Annotated in this window: 11 protein-coding genes and 1 tRNA gene; 7 read left to right on the forward strand and 5 right to left on the reverse strand. The window is 72.5% G+C overall.

Annotated elements, in window-relative coordinates; genetic code table 11:
- Positions 1-238 precede the first annotated feature (238 nt).
- The 3 genes from CSC62_RS15775 to CSC62_RS15785 are packed head-to-tail and all read left to right on the forward strand — an operon-like array spanning position 239 to position 7,744.
- Positions 239-1,468, forward strand: a complete 1,230-nt coding sequence (locus tag CSC62_RS15775; protein ID WP_162407646.1) for an MdtA/MuxA family multidrug efflux RND transporter periplasmic adaptor subunit — start codon at positions 239-241, stop codon at positions 1,466-1,468.
- Positions 1,465-4,572, forward strand: coding sequence for a multidrug efflux RND transporter permease subunit (locus CSC62_RS15780; protein ID WP_162407647.1), 3,108 nt, complete (start codon positions 1,465-1,467; stop codon positions 4,570-4,572). The genes CSC62_RS15775 and CSC62_RS15780 overlap by 4 nt, the downstream gene beginning before the upstream one ends.
- Before the next feature lies 1 nt (position 4,573).
- Entirely contained in the window at positions 4,574-7,744 is a 3,171-nt protein-coding gene (locus CSC62_RS15785) for an efflux RND transporter permease subunit (protein ID WP_162407648.1), read from the forward strand.
- Here the strand turns inward: CSC62_RS15785 and CSC62_RS15790 are convergent.
- Complete coding sequence (locus CSC62_RS15790) at positions 7,666-8,481, reverse strand: aminotransferase class IV (RefSeq protein WP_162407649.1); 816 nt, start codon at positions 8,479-8,481, stop codon at positions 7,666-7,668. The two genes, CSC62_RS15785 and CSC62_RS15790, sit on opposite strands and share 79 nt — an antisense overlap.
- Before the next feature lie 28 nt (positions 8,482-8,509).
- Positions 8,510-9,889: a signal recognition particle protein gene (gene ffh, locus CSC62_RS15795; RefSeq protein ID WP_162407650.1), complete on the reverse strand. Its 1,380-nt coding sequence runs from the start codon at positions 9,887-9,889 to the stop codon at positions 8,510-8,512.
- Positions 9,890-9,984: 95 nt separating this feature from the next.
- Between ffh and CSC62_RS15800 the strand changes: the two genes are divergently transcribed.
- The 3 genes from CSC62_RS15800 to CSC62_RS15810 are packed head-to-tail and all read left to right on the forward strand — an operon-like array spanning position 9,985 to position 13,474.
- Positions 9,985-10,776 carry a cytochrome C assembly family protein gene (locus tag CSC62_RS15800; RefSeq protein WP_162407651.1) on the forward strand — a complete coding sequence of 264 codons (792 nt, stop codon included), beginning with the start codon at positions 9,985-9,987 and terminating at the stop codon, positions 10,774-10,776.
- Entirely contained in the window at positions 10,776-12,479 is a 1,704-nt protein-coding gene (locus CSC62_RS15805; protein ID WP_162407652.1) for a ShlB/FhaC/HecB family hemolysin secretion/activation protein, read from the forward strand. Before CSC62_RS15800 ends, CSC62_RS15805 begins: the two co-directional genes overlap by 1 nt.
- A complete protein-coding gene (locus CSC62_RS15810; RefSeq protein ID WP_162407653.1) occupies positions 12,476-13,474 on the forward strand; it encodes a two-partner secretion domain-containing protein in 999 nt (332 codons plus the stop codon). Before CSC62_RS15805 ends, CSC62_RS15810 begins: the two co-directional genes overlap by 4 nt.
- On the opposite strand, the gene CSC62_RS15815 is transcribed toward CSC62_RS15810, so the two are convergent.
- Together CSC62_RS15815 and radA are read right to left on the reverse strand one after the other, a co-directional pair.
- A complete protein-coding gene (locus CSC62_RS15815) occupies positions 13,471-14,061 on the reverse strand; it encodes a hypothetical protein (protein WP_162407654.1) in 591 nt (196 codons plus the stop codon). The genes CSC62_RS15810 and CSC62_RS15815 overlap by 4 nt on opposite strands.
- The gene (gene radA / locus CSC62_RS15820) at positions 14,058-15,437 is read right to left on the reverse strand and encodes a DNA repair protein RadA (RefSeq protein WP_162407655.1); all 1,380 of its coding nucleotides are present in this window, start codon (positions 15,435-15,437) and stop codon (positions 14,058-14,060) included. Before radA ends, CSC62_RS15815 begins: the two co-directional genes overlap by 4 nt.
- A 248-nt stretch (positions 15,438-15,685) precedes the next feature.
- Between radA and CSC62_RS15825 the strand changes: the two genes are divergently transcribed.
- A complete protein-coding gene (locus tag CSC62_RS15825) occupies positions 15,686-17,815 on the forward strand; it encodes a putative bifunctional diguanylate cyclase/phosphodiesterase (protein ID WP_162407656.1) in 2,130 nt (709 codons plus the stop codon).
- Between the two features lie 92 nt (positions 17,816-17,907).
- Here the strand turns inward: CSC62_RS15825 and CSC62_RS15830 are convergent.
- A tRNA-Thr gene (locus tag CSC62_RS15830) sits at positions 17,908-17,983 on the reverse strand.
- Positions 17,984-18,123 lie beyond the last annotated feature (140 nt).

Consider the following 18,123-nt stretch of genomic DNA (forward strand, 5'->3'; position numbering starts at 1 on the left):
TTGCTGAATGCACCGGGTGCCCGGCCGCCCCCTCCCGCCCCCGCCTAGGCGCCTTTCCCCCCCCATTGAAGCACCAAACTCCTGCAATGCATGAAACCGCCTCCCTCAGGACCCCCGACCCCCCCCCACGCCCCGCTGGCCCGTCCCGTCCCGGCCCCGCGCCGGCCCCCCGCGGCCCCGCGGGGGCCGCGCCTGCGACGCGGGGGGACCCGCGCCCGCCCCTGCCGACCCCCTGCCGATGACCCGACTGCCCCGCTTCGCCAAACCCCTCGCCGTGATCGTCCTGCTCGCCGCGATCGTCCTGGGCTGGCGGGCCTGCAGCGGCGGCAAGGAGGACGGCGGCGACGGACGCTGGGGCGACGGCGAGCGTCCGCCGACGCCGGTCCGGGTGGCGGTCGCCGAGCGCGGCCCGCTGGACGTGGAACTGAAGGCGCTGGGCACGGTGACCCCCCTGCGGACCGTGACCGTGCGCTCGCGGGTCGAGGGCGAACTGCTGCGGCTGGCGTTCGACGAAGGCCAGCAGGTCCGCGCCGGCCAGCTGCTGGCGGAGATCGACCCGGCGCCGTTCAAGGTCCAGCTGGCCCAGGCCACCGGCCAGCAGAAGCAGAACCTGGCCGAACTCGAGAACACCCGGATCCAGCTGCAGCGCTACCGCGACCTGGCCGGCGGCAATTACGTGTCGGCCCAGGACGTGGCCAACCTGCAGGCCCAGGTGCGCCAGTTCGAGGGCCGCCGCGAGAGCGACCAGGCCGCGGTGGACGAGGCCAGGCTGCAGCTGGACTACACCCGGATCCTGGCCCCGATCGACGGCCGGGTCGGCCTGCGCGGGGTGGACGTGGGCAACCTGGTGCGCACCGGCGACGAGAACGGGATCGTCACCCTCACCCAGACCCGGCCGATCAGCGTGGTCTTCGCCCTGCCGGAAACCGCCCTCGGCTCGCTGACCGCGGCCGTGCGCGGCGGCGGCGAGCTGGCGGTGCAGGCCTGGGACCGCGACGAGCGCCGGCCGCTGGCGACCGGCACCCTGTCCAGCATCGACAACCGGATCGACACCCAGACCGGCACCGTGCGCCTGCGCGCGGTGTTCGCCAACGACGACGAATCGCTGTTCCCCAACCAGTCGGTCAACGTGCGCCTGCGCCTGGGCCGCGAGGAGGCGATCGTGGTGCCGGAGGCCGCGGTCCAGTTCGGCAGCCAGGGCACCTACGTCTACGTGGTCAACGCCGATGCCACCGCCGCGGTGCGGCCGGTGAAGCTGGGCGCCAGCCAGGGCGAGCGGGTGGCGGTGGCCGAGGGCCTGAAGCCCGGCGAGCGGGTGGTGCTGGAAGGCCTGGACCGGCTGCGCGAGGGCGGCAAGGTCGAGGTCATCGGCGACGGCGCGGATGCCGCGGGCGAAGCCGGCAAGGATGACGACACGACCACGGCGGCGGACGGCAAGGACGCGGCCCGGCCGGCGAACGCGCGATGAACCTCTCGCGCCCGTTCATCCTGCGCCCGGTGGCGACCTCGCTGCTGATGCTGGCGCTGCTGCTGTCGGGCCTGTTCGCCTACCGCCTGCTGCCGGTCTCGGCCCTGCCCCAGGTCGACTACCCGATCATCCAGGTCCTGACCTTCTACCCGGGCGCCAGCCCGACGGTGACCACCAGCGCGGTGACCGCGCCGCTGGAGCGGCGCCTGGGCCAGATCCCGGGCCTGAACCAGATGACCTCGACCAGCTCCGGCGGGGCCTCGGTCATCACCCTGCAGTTCTCGCTGGAGGTGGACCTGGGCGTGGCCGAGCAGGAAGTGCAGGCGGCGATCAACGCCGCCAACAGCTTCCTGCCCAACGACCTGCCGATGCCGCCGGTGTACCGCAAGGTCAACCCGGCCGACGCCCCGATCATCACCCTGGCGGTGACCTCGCCGACGATGGCCCTGCCGGAGGTCTACGACCTGGTCGACACCCGCATGGCCCAGCGCCTGTCGCAGCTGCCCGGCGTGGGCCTGGTCAGCCTGGCCGGCGGGCAAAGGCCGGCGGTGCGGATCCAGGTCAACCCGCAGGCGCTGGCCGCCGCCGGGCTGGACGTGGGCGACATCCGCCAGGCGATCGCCACGGCCAACGTCAACATGCCCAAGGGCAGCTTCGACGGCCCGACCCGGGCGATCATGCTCGACGCCAACGACCAGATGCGCTCGGCCGAGGAGTACCGGCGGCTGATCCTGGCCTGGAATGCCGGCGCGCCGCTGCGCCTGGGCGACGTGGCCACGGTCGAGCAGGGCCCGGAGAACCGCCACCTGGCCGCCTGGTCGGGCGAGGTGCCGGCGATCCTGGTCAACATCCAGCGCCAGCCCGGCGCCAACGTGATCCAGGTGGTGGACCGGATCCACGAACTGCTGCCGCAGCTGCGCGCGGCGATGCCGGCCGCGGCGGAAGTCACCGTGCTCAGCGACCGCACCGAATCGATCCGCGCCTCGATCAAGGGCGTGCAGCACGAGCTGCTGCTGGCGATCGGCCTGGTGGTGCTGGTGACCTTCGTGTTCCTGCGCACCGTGCCGGCCACGATCATCCCCTCGATTGCGGTGCCTTTGTCGCTGGTGACGACCTTCGGGGTGATGCTGCTGAGCGGGTTCTCGCTCAACAACCTGACCCTGATGGCGCTCACCATCGCCACCGGCTTCGTGGTCGACGACGCGATCGTGATGCTCGAGAACGTGGCCCGGCACATGGAGGACGGCGAAGGCCCGCTGGAGGCGGCGCTGAAGGGCGCGCGCCAGATCGGCTTCACCCTGGTGTCGCTGACGGTGTCGCTGATCGCGGTGCTGATCCCTCTGCTGTTCATGGGCGACGTGGTCGGCAAGCTGTTCCACGAATTCGCCATCACCCTGGCGGTGGCGATCGCGATCTCGCTGGTGGTCTCGCTGACCCTGACGCCGATGCTGTGCGCGCGCTTCCTCAAGGCCGGCCATGGCCATGCCTCCGGCGACGGCGGCGCGCAGGGCGACATGTTCGACCGGGTGATCGCCTGGTACGACCGCGGCCTGCACTGGGTGCTGGCGCGGCAGCCGCTGATGCTGGCCGCCACCGTCGCCACCCTGGCGCTGACCGTGGCCCTGTACGTGCTCGTCCCCAAGGGCTTCTTCCCGGTCCAGGACGCCGGCCTGGTCCAGGGCATCAGCGAGGCGCCGCAGTCGATCTCGTTCGAGGCCATGGCCCGGCGCCAGCAGGCTCTGGCCGCGGCGATCCTGGAGGACGGGGACGTGTCCACCCTGTCCTCGTTCATCGGCGTGGACGGCAGCAACGCCACCCTCAACAGCGGCCGCTTCCTGATCGAGCTCAAGCCGCACGCCGAGCGCGGCAGCGGCGCGGCCGAGGTGATCGAGCGGCTCAAGCACCGCGCCGCGCAGGTGCCGGGCATCGACCTGTACCTGCAGCCGGTGCAGGAGCTGAGCATCGAGGACCGGGTCAGCCGCACCCAGTACCAGTTCGCCCTGACCACTCCGGACGTGGCCGAGCTGTCGGAATGGACCGGGAAACTGCTGCGGGAACTGCGCACCCGCCCGGCCCTGGCCGACGTCGCCAGCGATCTCCAGGACCAGGGCCTGCAGGCCTGGGTGGACATCGACCGCGACGCCGCCGCGCGCCTGGGCATCCAGGTCTCGGCGGTGGCCGACGCCCTGTACGACGCCTTCGGTCAGCGCCAGGTCTCGACCATCTTCACCCACGCCAACCAGTACCGGGTGGTGCTGGAGGCCGACCCGCGCTTCCAGCTCGGCCCCGAGGCGATCGGCCGGATCCACGTGGCCACCGCCGACGGCGGGCAGACGCCGCTGTCGGGGATCGCGCGGATCGAGACCCGGCCGGCGGCGCTGCAGGTCAGCCACCTGGGCCAGTTCCCGGCGGCGACGGTGTCGTTCAACCTCGCGCCCGGCGCCTCGCTGGGCGAGGCGGTGGCGGCGATCGAGCAGGCGCGCACGGACATCGCCATGCCGGCCAGCGTCGAGCTGCGCCTGCAGGGCGCGGCGCAGGCCTTCCGCGCCTCCCTGTCCAGCACCCTGTGGCTGATCCTGGCCGCGGTGCTGGTGATGTACATCGTGCTGGGCGTGCTCTACGAGAGCTTCATCCACCCGGTGACGATCCTCTCCACCCTGCCCTCGGCCACCGTGGGCGCGCTGGTCGCCTTGCTGCTGTCCGGGCGCAGCCTGGACCTGATCGCGGTGATCGGCATCATCCTGCTGATCGGCCTGGTGAAGAAGAACGCGATCATGATGATCGACTTCGCCCTGGAGGCCGAGCGCGAGCAGGGCCTGGCCCCGCGGGAAGCCATACACCGCGCCGCGCTCCTGCGCTTCCGGCCGATCCTGATGACCACCCTGGCGGCGCTGTTCGCGGCGATCCCGATGATGTTCGCCAGCGGCTCGGGCGCCGAGCTGCGCCAGCCACTGGGCCTGGTGATGGTCGGCGGCCTGCTGGTGAGTCAGGTACTGACCCTGTTCACGACCCCGGTGATCTACCTGTTCTTCGACCGCTTCGTGCGCCGCGAGCGCGCCGCGGCTCCGCACGCCGGCGACGATGCCGGCGCCACGGCGGCCTGACATGCAGCACGCGCCCGACTCGCCCAACCTGTCGCGGGTGTTCATCGAACGCCCGGTGGCGACCGTGCTGCTGGCGCTGGCGGTGGTGCTGGTCGGGCTGCTGGCGCTGTACCGGCTGCCGGTGGCGCCGTTGCCGCAGGTCGATTACCCGGCGATCCAGGTCAGCGCCGGCCTGCCCGGCGCCAGCCCGGAGTCGATGGCCGCCACCGTGGCCACCCCGCTGGAACGCGCTTTGGGCAGCATCCCCGGCATCACCCGGCTGGATTCCAACAGCAGCCAGGGCAATACCCGGATCGACCTGCGCTTCAGCCTGGACCGCGACGTGGACGAGGCCGCGCGCGAGGTCCAGGCGGCGATCAACGCCGCCCGCGCGCAGCTGCCGGCAGGCATGCCGGGCATGCCGCAGTACCGCAAGATCAACCCGTCGCAGGCGCCGATCATGAGCCTGGCGATGAGCTCGGACACGCTCACGCCGGGCCAGATCTACGACGTGGCCTCCACCGTGATCGCGCAGAAGATCGCGCAGATCCCGGGCGTGGGCCAGGTCCAGGTCGGCGGCGGCTCGCTGCCGGCGGTGCGGGTGTCGCTGGATGCGGCGGCGCTGAACCAGTACGGCATCGCCCTGGACGAGGTCGCCGGCGCGATCCGCAACGCCAATGCCCTGCGCCCGCTGGGCAGCGTGGCCCGCGACGACCGCCAATGGCAGGTCGAGGCCGGGCTGCAGCTGCGCACCGCGGCCGAGTACCGCGACCTGGTGGTGGCCTGGCGCGACGGCCGCCCGGTGCACCTGCGCGACGTGGCCCAGGTCGGCGAGGGCACCGAGGACCGCTACGCCAGCGGCTTCCACAACGACCGCGCCGCGGTCCTGCTGATCGTCAGCCGCCAGCCCGGCGCCAACATCATCCAGACCGTGGACGCGATCCACGCCCAGATGGACACCCTGCGCGCGCTGTTGCCGGCCTCGATCGACATGACCGTGTCGATGGACCGCTCGCCGGTGATCCGCGCCACCCTGCGCGAGGCCGAGTTCACCCTGGTCCTGGCGATCGGCCTGGTGGTGCTGGTGGTGCTGGGCTTCCTCGGCAGCTGGCGCGCGGCGCTGGTGCCGGCGCTGGCGATCCCGGTGTCGCTATTCGGCGCGCTGGCGATCATCTGGCTGGCCGGGTTCTCGCTCAACACCCTGTCGCTGATGGCCCTGATCGTGGCCGCGGTGCTGGTGGTGGACGACGCGATCGTGGTCCTGGAGAACATCGACCGCCACATCGACGCCGGGCTGTCGCCGTTGCAGGCGGCCCTGCGCGGCGCCGGCGAGGTCGGCGCCACCCTGCTGTCGATGAACATCGCCCTGGCGGTGGTATTCGTCTCGATCCTGTTCCTGGACGACTTCGTCGAGCGCCTGTTCCGCGAGTTCTCGCTGACCCTGGTGGCGGCGATGTCGGTGTCCCTGCTGGTGTCGCTGAGCCTGAGCCCGGCGCTGTGCGCGCGCGTGCTGCGTGCCCGTGACGCCAGCCCGGTGGTCACGCCCTGGCAGCGCCTGGGCACGATGCTGTTCGAGGGCCTGCGCGGCGCCTACCTGCGCACCCTGGGCACCACCCTGCGCCACGTGCCGCTGGGCCTGGGCATCCTGCTGGCCACCGTCGCACTCAACGCCTGGCTGCTCACCCAGGTACCCAAGGGCACCGTGCCGCAGCAGGACACCGGCCAGGTGCGCGGCTTCATCCGCGGCGACGACGGCCTCTCGTTCCAGGTGATGCAGCCCAAGATCCAGGCCTACCGCAAGCTGCTGACCGACGACCCGGCGATCGCCGAGATCGCCGGCTTCATCGGCGGCGGCACCGGCGTGAACAACGGCTGGGTGATGGTGCAGATGAAGCCGCTGGCCGAGCGCAGGATCTCCAGCCGCGAGGTGATCGACCGCCTGCGCAAGGCCATGCCGAAGGTGCCCGGCGGGGTGATGTGGCTGAACGTGGACCAGGACATCAAGCTCGGCGGCGGTAACGAGGACGGCAACTACGACTACCAGCTGATGTCCGGCGACATCGTCCCGCTGCGCGAATGGACGCCGAAGGTACAGGCCGCGCTGGCCGAACTGCCGGAGCTGGTGGACGTGGACTCCAGCGGCGACGAGGGCATGCGCCAGGTGCAGCTGCACATCGACCGCGAGACCGCCACCCGGCTGGGCGTGGACATGCGCATGGTCGCCACCGTGCTCAACAACTCCTTCAGCCAGCGCCAGGTCGCCACCCTGTACGACAGCCTCAACCAGTACCGGGTGGTGATGGAACTGGATCCGCGCTACACCCAGTCGCCGACCACGCTGGAACAGGTGTACGTGATCGGCAAGGACGGCCGGCGGGTGCCGCTGTCGGCCTTTGCACGCTGGGAATACGGCATGGCGCCGGACCGGATCCAGCACCGCGAGCAGTTCGTGGCCACGCGGATTGGCTTCTCGCTGGCGCCGGGCGTGTCGCTGGGCGAGGCGACGGCGGCGATCGAGCGGGCGATGGACAGGATCATGCTGCCCACCGAGGTGCAGGGGAAGCTCGGCGAGGAAGCCGGCAGCCTGCAGCAGCTGCGCGACCGCCAGATGTGGCTGGTCCTGGGCGCGGCGCTGGCGGTGTACCTGGTGCTGGGCGTGCTGTACGAGAGTTTCGTGCAGCCGCTGGCGATCCTGTCGATCCTGCCCTCGGCCGGGATCGGCGCGCTGCTGGCCCTGCTGGCGTTCGGCGCGGAACTGGACCTGATCTCCCTGCTGGGCCTGTTCCTGCTGGTCGGGGTGGTGATGAAGAACACCATCCTGATGGTCGATTTCGCCCTGGCCGCGCAGCGCGAAGGCAAGGGCGCGCACGAGGCGATCCTGGACGCGGCACGGCTGCGCTTCCGCCCGATCCTGATGACCAGCTTCGCCGCCCTGCTCGGCACCCTGCCGCTGATGCTGGCCACCGGCGAGGGCTGGGAGCTGCGGCGGCCGCTGGGCATCGCGATCGTCGGCGGCCTGCTGGTCAGCCAGTGGTTGACCCTGTACACCACGCCGGCGGTGTTCCTGGCCCTGGACCGCCTGCGCCGCAGGCTGGCCCGCCGGTCTCCCAACGCCTACGGGGACAGCGGCTCCCAGGGGGCGTGCGCGGCGGCGGCATCCAGCAAGGCGCGCAGTTCGGGTTCGTCGGGATAGTCGAGCTCGTCGATCGCGACGACCGGCTGCACGCCGTTCGCATTGCAGGCGAACGCGGCGCGGAAGGCCGGCAGTTCGTCCACGCTTACCGGGCGGATTTCCTGGGCCACGCCATTCGCCGCCAGTCCCAGCTGCAGCAGGCGCTCGGCGGTACCGCGCAGGGCCGGCGCCTGCGGCCAGACCACCCGCACGCCGTCCCAGAAGCCGATGTTCCAGACCGTGCCCTCGCTGATCCGCGCCTGTCCGCCGTCGACGAACAGCGCATCGTCGAACCCGGCCATCTGCGCCTGGCGGCGATGGTGGAACAGGGGGAAGGTGCCGACGTGCTTGAGCTGCGGCACCGGGCGGAAGAAATGCCGCACCTGCACCCGCAGGGGGCTTGCCGGCGCCGGCGCCGGCGCGCTCGCCGAGACCAGCACGTCGGGCGCGACCCGGCGCAACGGCTGGCGGTGGTCGAAGCCGCGCGCGAACACCGTGACCCGCAGGGAGCAGTCGCCGCCGGCCGCGGCCTGCGCCATCCAGCCGCGGACCGCGTCCTCGTCCAGCGGCTCGTCGAACAGCTCGACGTTGCCCAGGCGCAGGCGCTCGAAGTGCAGGGCCAGGCCCTGCGCCCGCCCGCCGCGGACCTGCAGGGAAGTGAAATGGCCGTAGTTGGTCAAGGCCAGCGCGCGCAAGGCCGCTCCTTCCGCGTCGGCCGGTAGGCCGTCGAGCAGATGTACCGGTGTCACCGTGTCCATGCCTCCCTCCCCGGCGGCGTGCGGACCCTCAGCGGAACGGTAGGCCGCCTCTCCCGCCCATGCCGCCCATCATGCCCTGCAGGCCGCGCATCATGCCCTTCATCCCGCCGCGGCCCATCTTCGACATCATCTTTTCCATCTGCTGGTACTGCTTGAGCAGCTTGTTGACGTCGGCCGGGGTGGTGCCCGAGCCGCGGGCGATGCGCGCCCGACGCGAGCCGTTGAGCAGGTCCGGGTTGCGCCGCTCCTTGGGCGTCATCGAGCCGATGATCGCCATCATCCGCGGCACCTCGCGGCTCTGCGAGACTTGCTGCTTGAGGTGCTCGGGCACCTGGCCCAGGCCGGGCAGCTTGTCGATCAGGCCGGCGATGCCGCCCATGTTCTGCATCTGCTCGAGCTGGTCGCGCATGTCGTTGAGGTCGAACTTCTTGCCCTTGGCGACCTTGGCGGCGAGCTTGGCCGCCTTCTCCTGATCGACGTTCTGCTCGACCTGCTCGACCAGCGACAGCACGTCGCCCATGTCGAGGATGCGCGCGGCCACGCGGTCGGGGTGGAACACGTCCAGGCCGTCGAGCTTCTCGCCGGTACCGACGAACTTGACCGGCTTGCCGGTGACGTAACGCACGCTCAGCGCCGCGCCGCCGCGGGCGTCGCCGTCGGTCTTGGTCAGGACCACGCCGGTCAGCGGCAGGGCCTCGGCGAAGGCCTTGGCGGTGTTGGCCGCGTCCTGGCCGGTCATGGCGTCGACCACGAACAGGGTCTCGGCCGGGTTGACCGCCGCGTGCAGGACCTTGATCTCGGCCATCATCGCCGCGTCGATCGCCAGGCGGCCGGCGGTGTCGACGATCAGCACGTCGGCGAAGGATTTCTTCGCGTCGGCGATCGCGGCGCGGACGATGTCCTCGGGCTTCTGCCCGGCGTCGGACGGGAAGAACAGCACCCCGGTCTGCTCGGCCAGGGTCTTGAGCTGCTCGATCGCGGCCGGACGGTAGACGTCGGCGCTGACCACCATCACCTTCTTCTTGCGCTTGTCCTTCAGGTGCCGGGCCAGCTTGCCCACGGTGGTGGTCTTGCCGGCGCCCTGCAGGCCGGCCATCAGGATGATCGCCGGCGCCGGGACATTCAGGTTCAGGTCGCTGGCGGCCGAACCCATCACCGCGGTCAGCTCGTCGCGCACGACCTTGATCAGGGCCTGGCCCGGAGTCAGCGACTTCAGCACTTCCTGGCCGACCGCGCGCACCTTGATCCGCTGGATCAGGGCCTGGACCACCGGCAGGGCGACGTCGGCCTCGAGCAGGGCGATGCGCACCTCGCGCACGGCCTCGCTGATGTTGGACTCGGTCAGCCGGCCGCGGCCGCGCAGGCGCTCGAGGGTGCCGGACAGGCGCTGGGTCAGGGATTCGAACATGGGGCGGACCGGGCAACGGGAAAACGGCCGCCGATTATAGCCGCCGGCCGCGCCCGCCCCTCCTCCGCACCCGTCCCGTATGCGAAACTCGACCGATGACAATCGTTCTCATCGCCGTCGCCGCCTACCTGGCCGCCGCCCTGCTCCTGTTCCGCGGCGTGGCCGGGGCGCGGCCGCAGCCGTCGCGGGCGTGGCTGGCGCCGGCGCTGGTGGCGGTGCTCCTGCACGGCGGCTACCACCTGGCGGTGGCCTGGCGCACCGCGGGCGGGCCGGACATGCACTTCTTCTCGGCCCTGTCGCTGGTCAGCCTGGGCATGGCGGCGATGACCGCGGTGGTCGGCGCGCGCGGGCGGATGGCCGCGCTGGGCGTGTTCGCCTTCCCGCTGGCCGCGGCCCTGCTGGCGGCCTACCACGGCCACGGGCACGCGCCGTCGCCGGCGCTGGACTGGCGGCTGCAGCTGCACGCCTGGCTGGCTTTGCTGGCGTACGCCACCCTGGCCATCGCCGCGCTGCTGGCGGTGATGCTGTGGCTGCAGGACCGCGCCCTGCGCCGGCGCGAATTCCACGCCTGGCTGCGTACCCTGCCGCCGCTGACCGAACTGGAGATCCTGCTGTTCCGCACGATCGCGGTCGGGTTCGCCCTGCTGACCCTCACCCTGCTGACCGGGGTGCTGTTCGTCGAGGACTTCCTGTCCCAGCATCTGGTCCACAAGACCGTGCTCAGCGTGCTGTCCTGGCTGGTGTTCGGCGGCCTCCTGCTGGGCCGCTGGCGCTACGGCTGGCGCGGCATCCGCGCGGTGCACTGGACCCTGACCGCGATGGCGTTGCTGCTGCTGGCGTTCTTCGGCAGCAAGTTCGTGCTGGAGCTGGTGCTGGGTCAGGCCTGATGCGGCCGGCTCCGTCGTGGATGCCGGGCCTGTGCGCCGTCCTGCTGGCCTGCGCGGGCGCCGCCGCCGCCGCCCCGCCGCCGGACGCCGGCACGCTGCAGAACCAGGCCGAGCGGACCCTGGCCGAGCCGGCGTCGCCTCCGCCCCCGGGCGAAGAAGCCGAGGCGGCGGTGCCCGATCCCGGTCCGGAATTCGTCGTCCGCCGCTTCGACATCCAGGGCGCCCGCCTGGTCGCGGTGGACGAACTGCAGCGGGAACTGGCGCCCTGGCGCGACCGCCCGCTGCGCTTCGCCGAGCTGCGGGCCGCGCAGCGCGCCGTGGTCGCCCTGTACCGCGCGAACGGCTGGTTCGCGCGGGTGCAGCTGCCCGAGCAGGACATCACCGACGGCACCGTGGCCATGGTCGTGGTCGAGGCCCGGTTCGGACGGCTGGGGGTGCAGGACGAAGGCCGGCGCGCGCGCGGCGACTTCATCGCCCGCCTGGCCGGCCGCGGCCTGGAGCCCGGCGCGCCCTATCCGCTGGAGCGGCTGGAGCGCGGCCTCCTGCTGGCCAACGATCTGCCGGGCGTCTCCGTGGACGGCGTGCTCCAGGCCGGGCAGGCGCCCGGCACCAGCGACCTGGTCCTGCAGGTCGACGACCTGCCGCTGTTCGGCGGCAGCGTCGCCATCGGCAACGACGGCAGCCGCTACACCGGGCGCACCCAGGCCATCGCCCGGCTCACCGTGGACAATCCCAGCGGCTACGGCGACCAGCTCAGCGCCAGCGGCATGCGCGGCCGCGACCTGGAATACGCCGGCGCCAGCTACGCCCTGCCGCTGGGCAGCAGCGGCCTACGCGGCAGCATCGCCTACACCTCGCTGCGCTACCGGCTGGGCAAGGAGTTCGAGTCGCTCGATGCCACCGGCCGTTCGCGCCTGCATCGCGCCGGCCTGACCTATCCCCTGCGGCGCAGCGAGAGCTGGAACCTGGAGATGGAACTGGCCTGGGCGCGCCGCCGCCAGCAGGACGACAGCCTCGGCCAGGCGCTGCGCCGGCGCGACGTCGACGATCTCGCCCTGAGCCTGTACGGCGACGCGGTGGACCGCTGGCGGGGCGGCGGCCATACCGCCTGGATCCTCGACCTCGGCCGCGGCCGCACCCGGCTGGGACTGCCGGAAGACCAGCTGTACGACGCGGCCGGCGCCGGCGTGCAGGGCCGCTTCGCGCTGGCGCGGCTGGAACTGCGCCACGACCGCTGGCTGGACGCCGACCGCTACTTGCGTGCGCGCCTGAACGGGCAGTGGGCCGACGGCAACCTGGATTCCTCGCAGCAGTTCGTGCTCGGCGGCCCGACCGGCGTGCGCGGCTACCCGGTCAACGAGGCCGCCGGCGACAGCGGCGTGGTCCTGCAGCTGGAGCTGCACAGGGTCTGGACGTGGCCGCGCCAGGGCGAACTGGACGGCCACCTGTCGCTGGACACCGGCACGATCCGCCAGCGCCAGGATCCCTGGGACGGCTGGGACATGGACGGCGCCCGGCACAACCGCTACCGGCTCTCGGCCTTCGGCGCCGGCCTGCGCTGGAGCCGTGGTGGCCTCAGCGCCAGCATCGCCCTGGCCGCGCCGCTGGGCGGCAACCCCGGCGTCCTCGAGGACGGCAACCAGGATGGCACCCGGCGCACCCCGCAGCTATGGTTCAACCTGCGCCAGCGCTTCCCGCCATGAACCAGACCCCTCCCGCGACTGCCTTCGCCTTCCCGCCCGCCGGCCGCAGCGGCCATCACCGCTGCGGCACGCCGCCGGCATGGCGGCATGGCCGGATGGCCGGCGCGGCCTTCGCGCTCGCCGCCCTGCTGCCGCCGGCCGCGGCCGCCCAGGACCCCGGCGCCCTGCCGGAAGGCGGCCGGGTGGTCGCCGGCGAGGCCAGCCTGGCGCGCCAGGCGAAGACGCTGACGGTCACCCAGCGCAGCCAGCGCGCGATCCTGGAATGGCGCAGCTTCGACATCGGCAGCGAGGCCAGCGTGCAGTTCCTGCAACCTTCCGCGTCGGCGGTGGCACTGAACCGGGTCCTCGATGGCGACGCCTCGCGCATCGCCGGCCAGCTGCGCGCCAACGGCCAGGTCTACCTGGTCAACGGCGCCGGCGTCCTGTTCGCCCCGGGCGCACGGATCGACGTCGGCCGCCTGGTCACCTCGAGCCTGGACATCGCCGATGGCGACTTCATGGCCGGATACGACCGCTTTCCGTCCGATACCGGCGCGAACTGGCTGAAGCCGGGCATCGCCCAGGCCGGCGACGATCCGGCTCCGCGTCCGCTCCCGCACGGGCCTGCCCCGGCGGAGGACGACGACGCCTCCGGTGGCGACAGCGGCGGCTCCGGTCGCCGCCTGACCCTGGACGCGGGCGCCGACGGCCACCTGCGCATCGGTATCCCGGCCGCCGACGTCCAGGCCCTGGTCGACAGCGGCGCGCTGGTCGAGGACGAGTACGGACTGGCCCTGGCCGAGCACGGCGATGCGGCGGTGGTCGAGGGCGCGGTGGCCGGCGACGGCACCCCGCAGGCGGCCGCCGCGGCCGTGCGCGAGGGCCGGCTCCTGCTGCTGGCCGACGCCGGTGCGCCGCAGGCGATGCAGGCCCCACGACCGCCGCGTCCGTCCGCGTCGGCATCTGCCGCCGCGCATGCGCAGGCAGGCACTCCGGCCATCGCCGGCGCGGACTAGAGCAGGGTCACGGCGGCGAAGGCCGCGCCCAGCAGCGCTCCGCCGGCCACCTCCGCCGGGGAATGGCGGCCCAGCCGCAGGCGCGACCAGGCCAGCAAGGGCAGCGCCAGCAGCAGCGCGATGCCCAGCGGCCGGTACAGCCACAGCGACAGCAGGGCGACGAAGGCCAGGCTGGCCATGTGCAGCGACAGCTTGATCCAGCGGTTGGCCAGGCCGGCCACGCACAGCATGCCCACGACCGCGAGCACGCCTGCCGACAGCGGCGAGGCCCGCCCGCCCAGCCATAGCCAATAGCCGCCCGCCAGGCCCAGGGACAGCGCATACAGCCAAGGCCGCTCTTGCGGCCGCGAGGCATCGACCGTGCTCCAGCGGCCGCTGCGCCAGCGGCGCCAGACGAAGCCCCAGCCCCCCGCGCCCCCCACCGCCATGCCCAGCCCCGCGCGGGCCATCGCCTGCGGCGACAGCCGCCAGGCGGCCACCAGCGCCAGGACCACGAACACCGCGAACGGATGCAGCAGCAGCGACCAAGCGCGGGCGATCTCCAGCGCCACGCCCGGGCGTGGCGCGGGCGACACCGGAGCGCTCACGCCTGCTCCAGGGCGTCGGCCAGCCGGTCCACCGCGATCACTTCCATCTCCTTGTAGCGAGCCGACTTGGGCACGTTGGCCTTGGGCACGATCGCGCGCCGGAAGCCGTGGGTGGCCGCCTCGCGCAGCCGCTCCTCGCCGTTGGGCACCGGCCGGATCTCGCCGGACAGGCCAACCTCGCCGAAGGCCACGGTCTTGTCGGCCAGCGGCCGGTCGCGCAGCGAGGACAGCACCGCCAGCAAAACCGGCAGGTCGGCCGCGGTCTCCTGCACGCGGATGCCGCCCACGACATTGACGAACACGTCCTGGTCGCCCACCGCCACCCCGCCGTGCCGGTGCAGCACCGCCAGCAGCATCGCCAACCGGTTCTGCTCCAGACCGACCGCGACCCGGCGCGGATTGGACAGCGGCGAGCTGTCCACCAGCGCCTGCACCTCGACCAGCAGCGGCCGGGTGCCTTCGCGGGTGACCATCACGCAGCTGCCGGGCTGGCGCGAGCTGCCGGACAGGAAGATCGCCGAAGGATTGGGCACTTCCTTCAGGCCCTTGTCGCCCATCGCGAACACGCCCAGCTCGTTGACCGCGCCAAAGCGGTTCTTGAACGCGCGCAGCACCCGGAAGCGGCTGCCGCTCTCGCCCTCGAAGTACAGCACCGCGTCGACCATGTGCTCGAGCACGCGCGGGCCGGCGATCCCGCCCTCCTTGGTCACGTGGCCGACCAGGAACACCGCGGTGCCGGTCTCCTTGGCGTAGCGCACCAGCCGCGCCGCGCTCTCGCGCACCTGGCTGACCGAGCCGGGCGCGGCGGTGAGCGACTCGGTCCACAGGGTCTGCACCGAGTCGGCCACGATCAGCTTCGGCCGCGCCTGCATGGCGTGCTGCAGGATCGACTCGATCCCGGTCTCGGCCAGCGCCTGCAGGTTGTCCAGCGGCAGGTCCAGGCGCACCGCGCGGCCGGCGACCTGGGCCAGCGACTCCTCGCCGGTGACGTACAGCGCCGGCAGCTGCGCGGCCATCTTCGCCAGCGCCTGCAGCAGGAGGGTCGACTTGCCGATCCCCGGGTCGCCGCCGACCAGCACCACCGCGCCCTCGACCAGGCCCCCGCCCAGCACCCGGTCCAGCTCGCCGATGCCGGTGGAGACCCGGACCTCGGCGGCCTGGCTGACGTCCTTGAGCGCGGTGACCTTCGGCGGATCGACCTTGCCGGCCCAGCCGGCGCGGCGCTGCGCCGGACCGGCGGCGCCGGCAGCGGCGGCCGGCTCCAGCACCACCTGCGACAGGGCGTTCCAGGCGCCGCATTCGCCGCACTGGCCCTGCCATTTGCTGTACTCGGCGCCGCATTCGCCGCAGACGTAGGCGGTCCTGGCCTTGCCCATCGCTGTTCCCGTCGCATCCCGCCGGAGGTGAAGACGGCAGGATACCGGAGGCCGTCGCAGCAGCCGCGACCCGCGCCGCCGGAACGCAGGGAGGGCCCGCGGCTCACTCAGGCTCACCTGGCGACGACCGCGGTCACGGAACGGCGCGGGCGGCTTAACCGCGGCGATACGCCCGCGTACGCCCAGGCTCCAGAACCGCCGGCCGCGGCCGATCCCAACTGCGCACCTGAATTCCGCAGTCCCCCGCGATGTCCGGCAGTTACAGCAATCTCCTGGTCCTGTGCTCGCTGCTGATCGCGATCCTGGCCTCCTACACCGCCCTGCACATGGCCGGCCACGTCGCCGCCGCCGGCCAGCGCGCCGGGCGCTGGTGGCTGGCCGGCGGCGCCTGCGCCATGGGCCTGGGCATCTGGTCGATGCACTTCGTCGGCATGCTCGCCTTCCGCCTGCCGATCGCCCTGGGCTACGACCTGGGGATCACCCTGGGCTCGCTGCTGGCGGCGATGGCCACCTCGGCCTTCGCCCTGTGGCTGGCTACCCGCTCGCGGATGCCGTGGCCGGCCTGCGCCGGCGGCTCCCTGCTGATGGGCTGCGGGATCGCGCTGATGCATTACATGGGCATGGCCGCCCTGCGCATGCAGCCGTCGATCGACTACCACCGAGGCTGGTTCCTGGCGTCCATCCTGGTCGCGGTGGCGGCCTCGGCCGCGGCGCTGTGGATCGCCTTCCGCCTGCGCGGGGAGAAGCGCCGCCACTACTTCGCCCGCGCCGCGGCGGCGGTGATCATGGGCCTGGCCGTGGTCGGCATGCACTACACCGGCATGGCCGCCGCGCGCTTCGCCCCCGGCGCGATGTGCGGCGCGGCCGGCGCCCGCGCGCTGCCGGCGGACTGGCTGGCGGTGCTGGTGATCGTGACCACGGTGGCGATCCTGGGCATCACCCTGGTGGTCTCGGTGCTGGACCGGCAGCTGCAGGTGCGCACCTCGCGCCTGGCCGCCTCCCTGGCCCAGGCCAACAGCGAGCTGGTCCAGGCCGCCCTGCACGACCCGCTGACCCGGCTGCCCAACCGGATGCTGCTGCGCGACCGCATGGAGCACGCGATCGAGGCCTCGGCCGGCTCGGGGCGGCCGTTCGCGGTGCTGTTCATGGACCTGGACGGCTTCAAGGCGGTCAACGACGCCTACGGCCACCAGAAGGGCGACGCCCTGCTGGTGGAAACCGGGCGCCGCGTACGCGCCGTGCTGCGCAGCCAGGACACCCTGGCGCGGTTGGGCGGCGACGAATTCGTGCTGCTGGCCCACGTCGACGGGCCGTCCGACGCGGCGGTGCTGGCCGAGACCATCATCGAGGCGGTGTCAGTGCCCGTGCAGATCGACGGCCTCGAACTGGCGGTCAGCACCAGTATTGGCATTGCCATGCATCCGGCCGACGGCGCCGACGAGCGCGAGCTGATGGCCCACGCCGACGCGGCCATGTACCACGCCAAGGACGCCGGCCGGAACGGCTACGCCTTCTTCGCCCCGTCGATGAACAGCGCCACCCACCGCCAGCTCAGCCTGCTGGGCGACCTGCGCCATGCGATCGAGCGCGACCAGCTGATGCTGCACTACCAGCCCAAGTTCCAGGCCGGCGACGGCGGCGGGCCGCCGCGGCTGGCCGGCGCCGAGGCCCTGCTGCGCTGGCGCCACCCGCTGCGCGGCGTGCTCGCCCCGGACGCCTTCATCGCCCTGGCCGAACGCAGCGGCCTGATCGTGGCCATCGGCGACTGGGTGCTCGACCAGGCCTGCGCCCAGTTGCGCCTCTGGCACGACGCCGGGCACGGCGACTGGACCATCGCCGTGAACCTGTCGCCGGCCCAGTTCGCCGCGCCCTCCCTGCTGCCCACGGTGGAGGCGACCCTGCGCCGGCACGGCATCCCCGCCGGCAAGCTGACCCTGGAGATCACCGAGAACATGGCCATGCGCAATGTCGAGGTGAGCCTGGCGATCCTGCACGAGCTGGCCGCGCTGGGGGTCAAGATCTCGATCGACGACTTCGGCACCGGCTACTCCAGCCTGCTCTACCTCAAGCGCCTGCCCGCGACCGAGCTGAAGATCGACCGCGGCTTCGTCCGCGACCTAGAGCACGACAGCGACGACGCGGCGATCGTCTCCTCGATCGTGGCCCTGGGCCGCGCCCTGGACCTACAGGTGGTGGCCGAGGGCGTGGAGACCGACGGCCAGCAGAGGCACCTGAGCGAACTGGGCTGCGACTACCTGCAGGGCTACCTGCTGGGCCGGCCGGTGACCGCCGAGCGCTTCCTGGAGCGCGCGCTGGCCCTGCCGCACGCGGGCGGCCCCGGCCCGGGCTGGCCCCTGCGCGTGGCCGGCGGGCGCTGAGGTCGCAAAGCAGAACGCCCGCGGGCCTTGCGGGCGCGGGCGTTCCGGCATGCGATTCCGTCGCGGGCGGAGCCGCACGCAGGTCGCGGTAGTGGTGCCGGAAACAGGAGTCGAACCTGCGACCTACGCATTACGAATGCGCCGCTCTACCAACTGAGCTATTCCGGCGGGAACCGCCGCGCAGGCGCGGGGCGGACGCGGATTTTAACCGCTTGCCGGGATCGGGGCCAGTTCCCTTGCAGGGGAGTCCTTCCTGGATCGGAGAACGATGGTCACGATGCCGCGGCGTGAGCCGCCGGTCACGATGC

Source organism: Pseudoxanthomonas jiangsuensis, assembly GCF_010093185.1.
Classification (GTDB): domain Bacteria; phylum Pseudomonadota; class Gammaproteobacteria; order Xanthomonadales; family Xanthomonadaceae; genus Pseudoxanthomonas; species Pseudoxanthomonas jiangsuensis.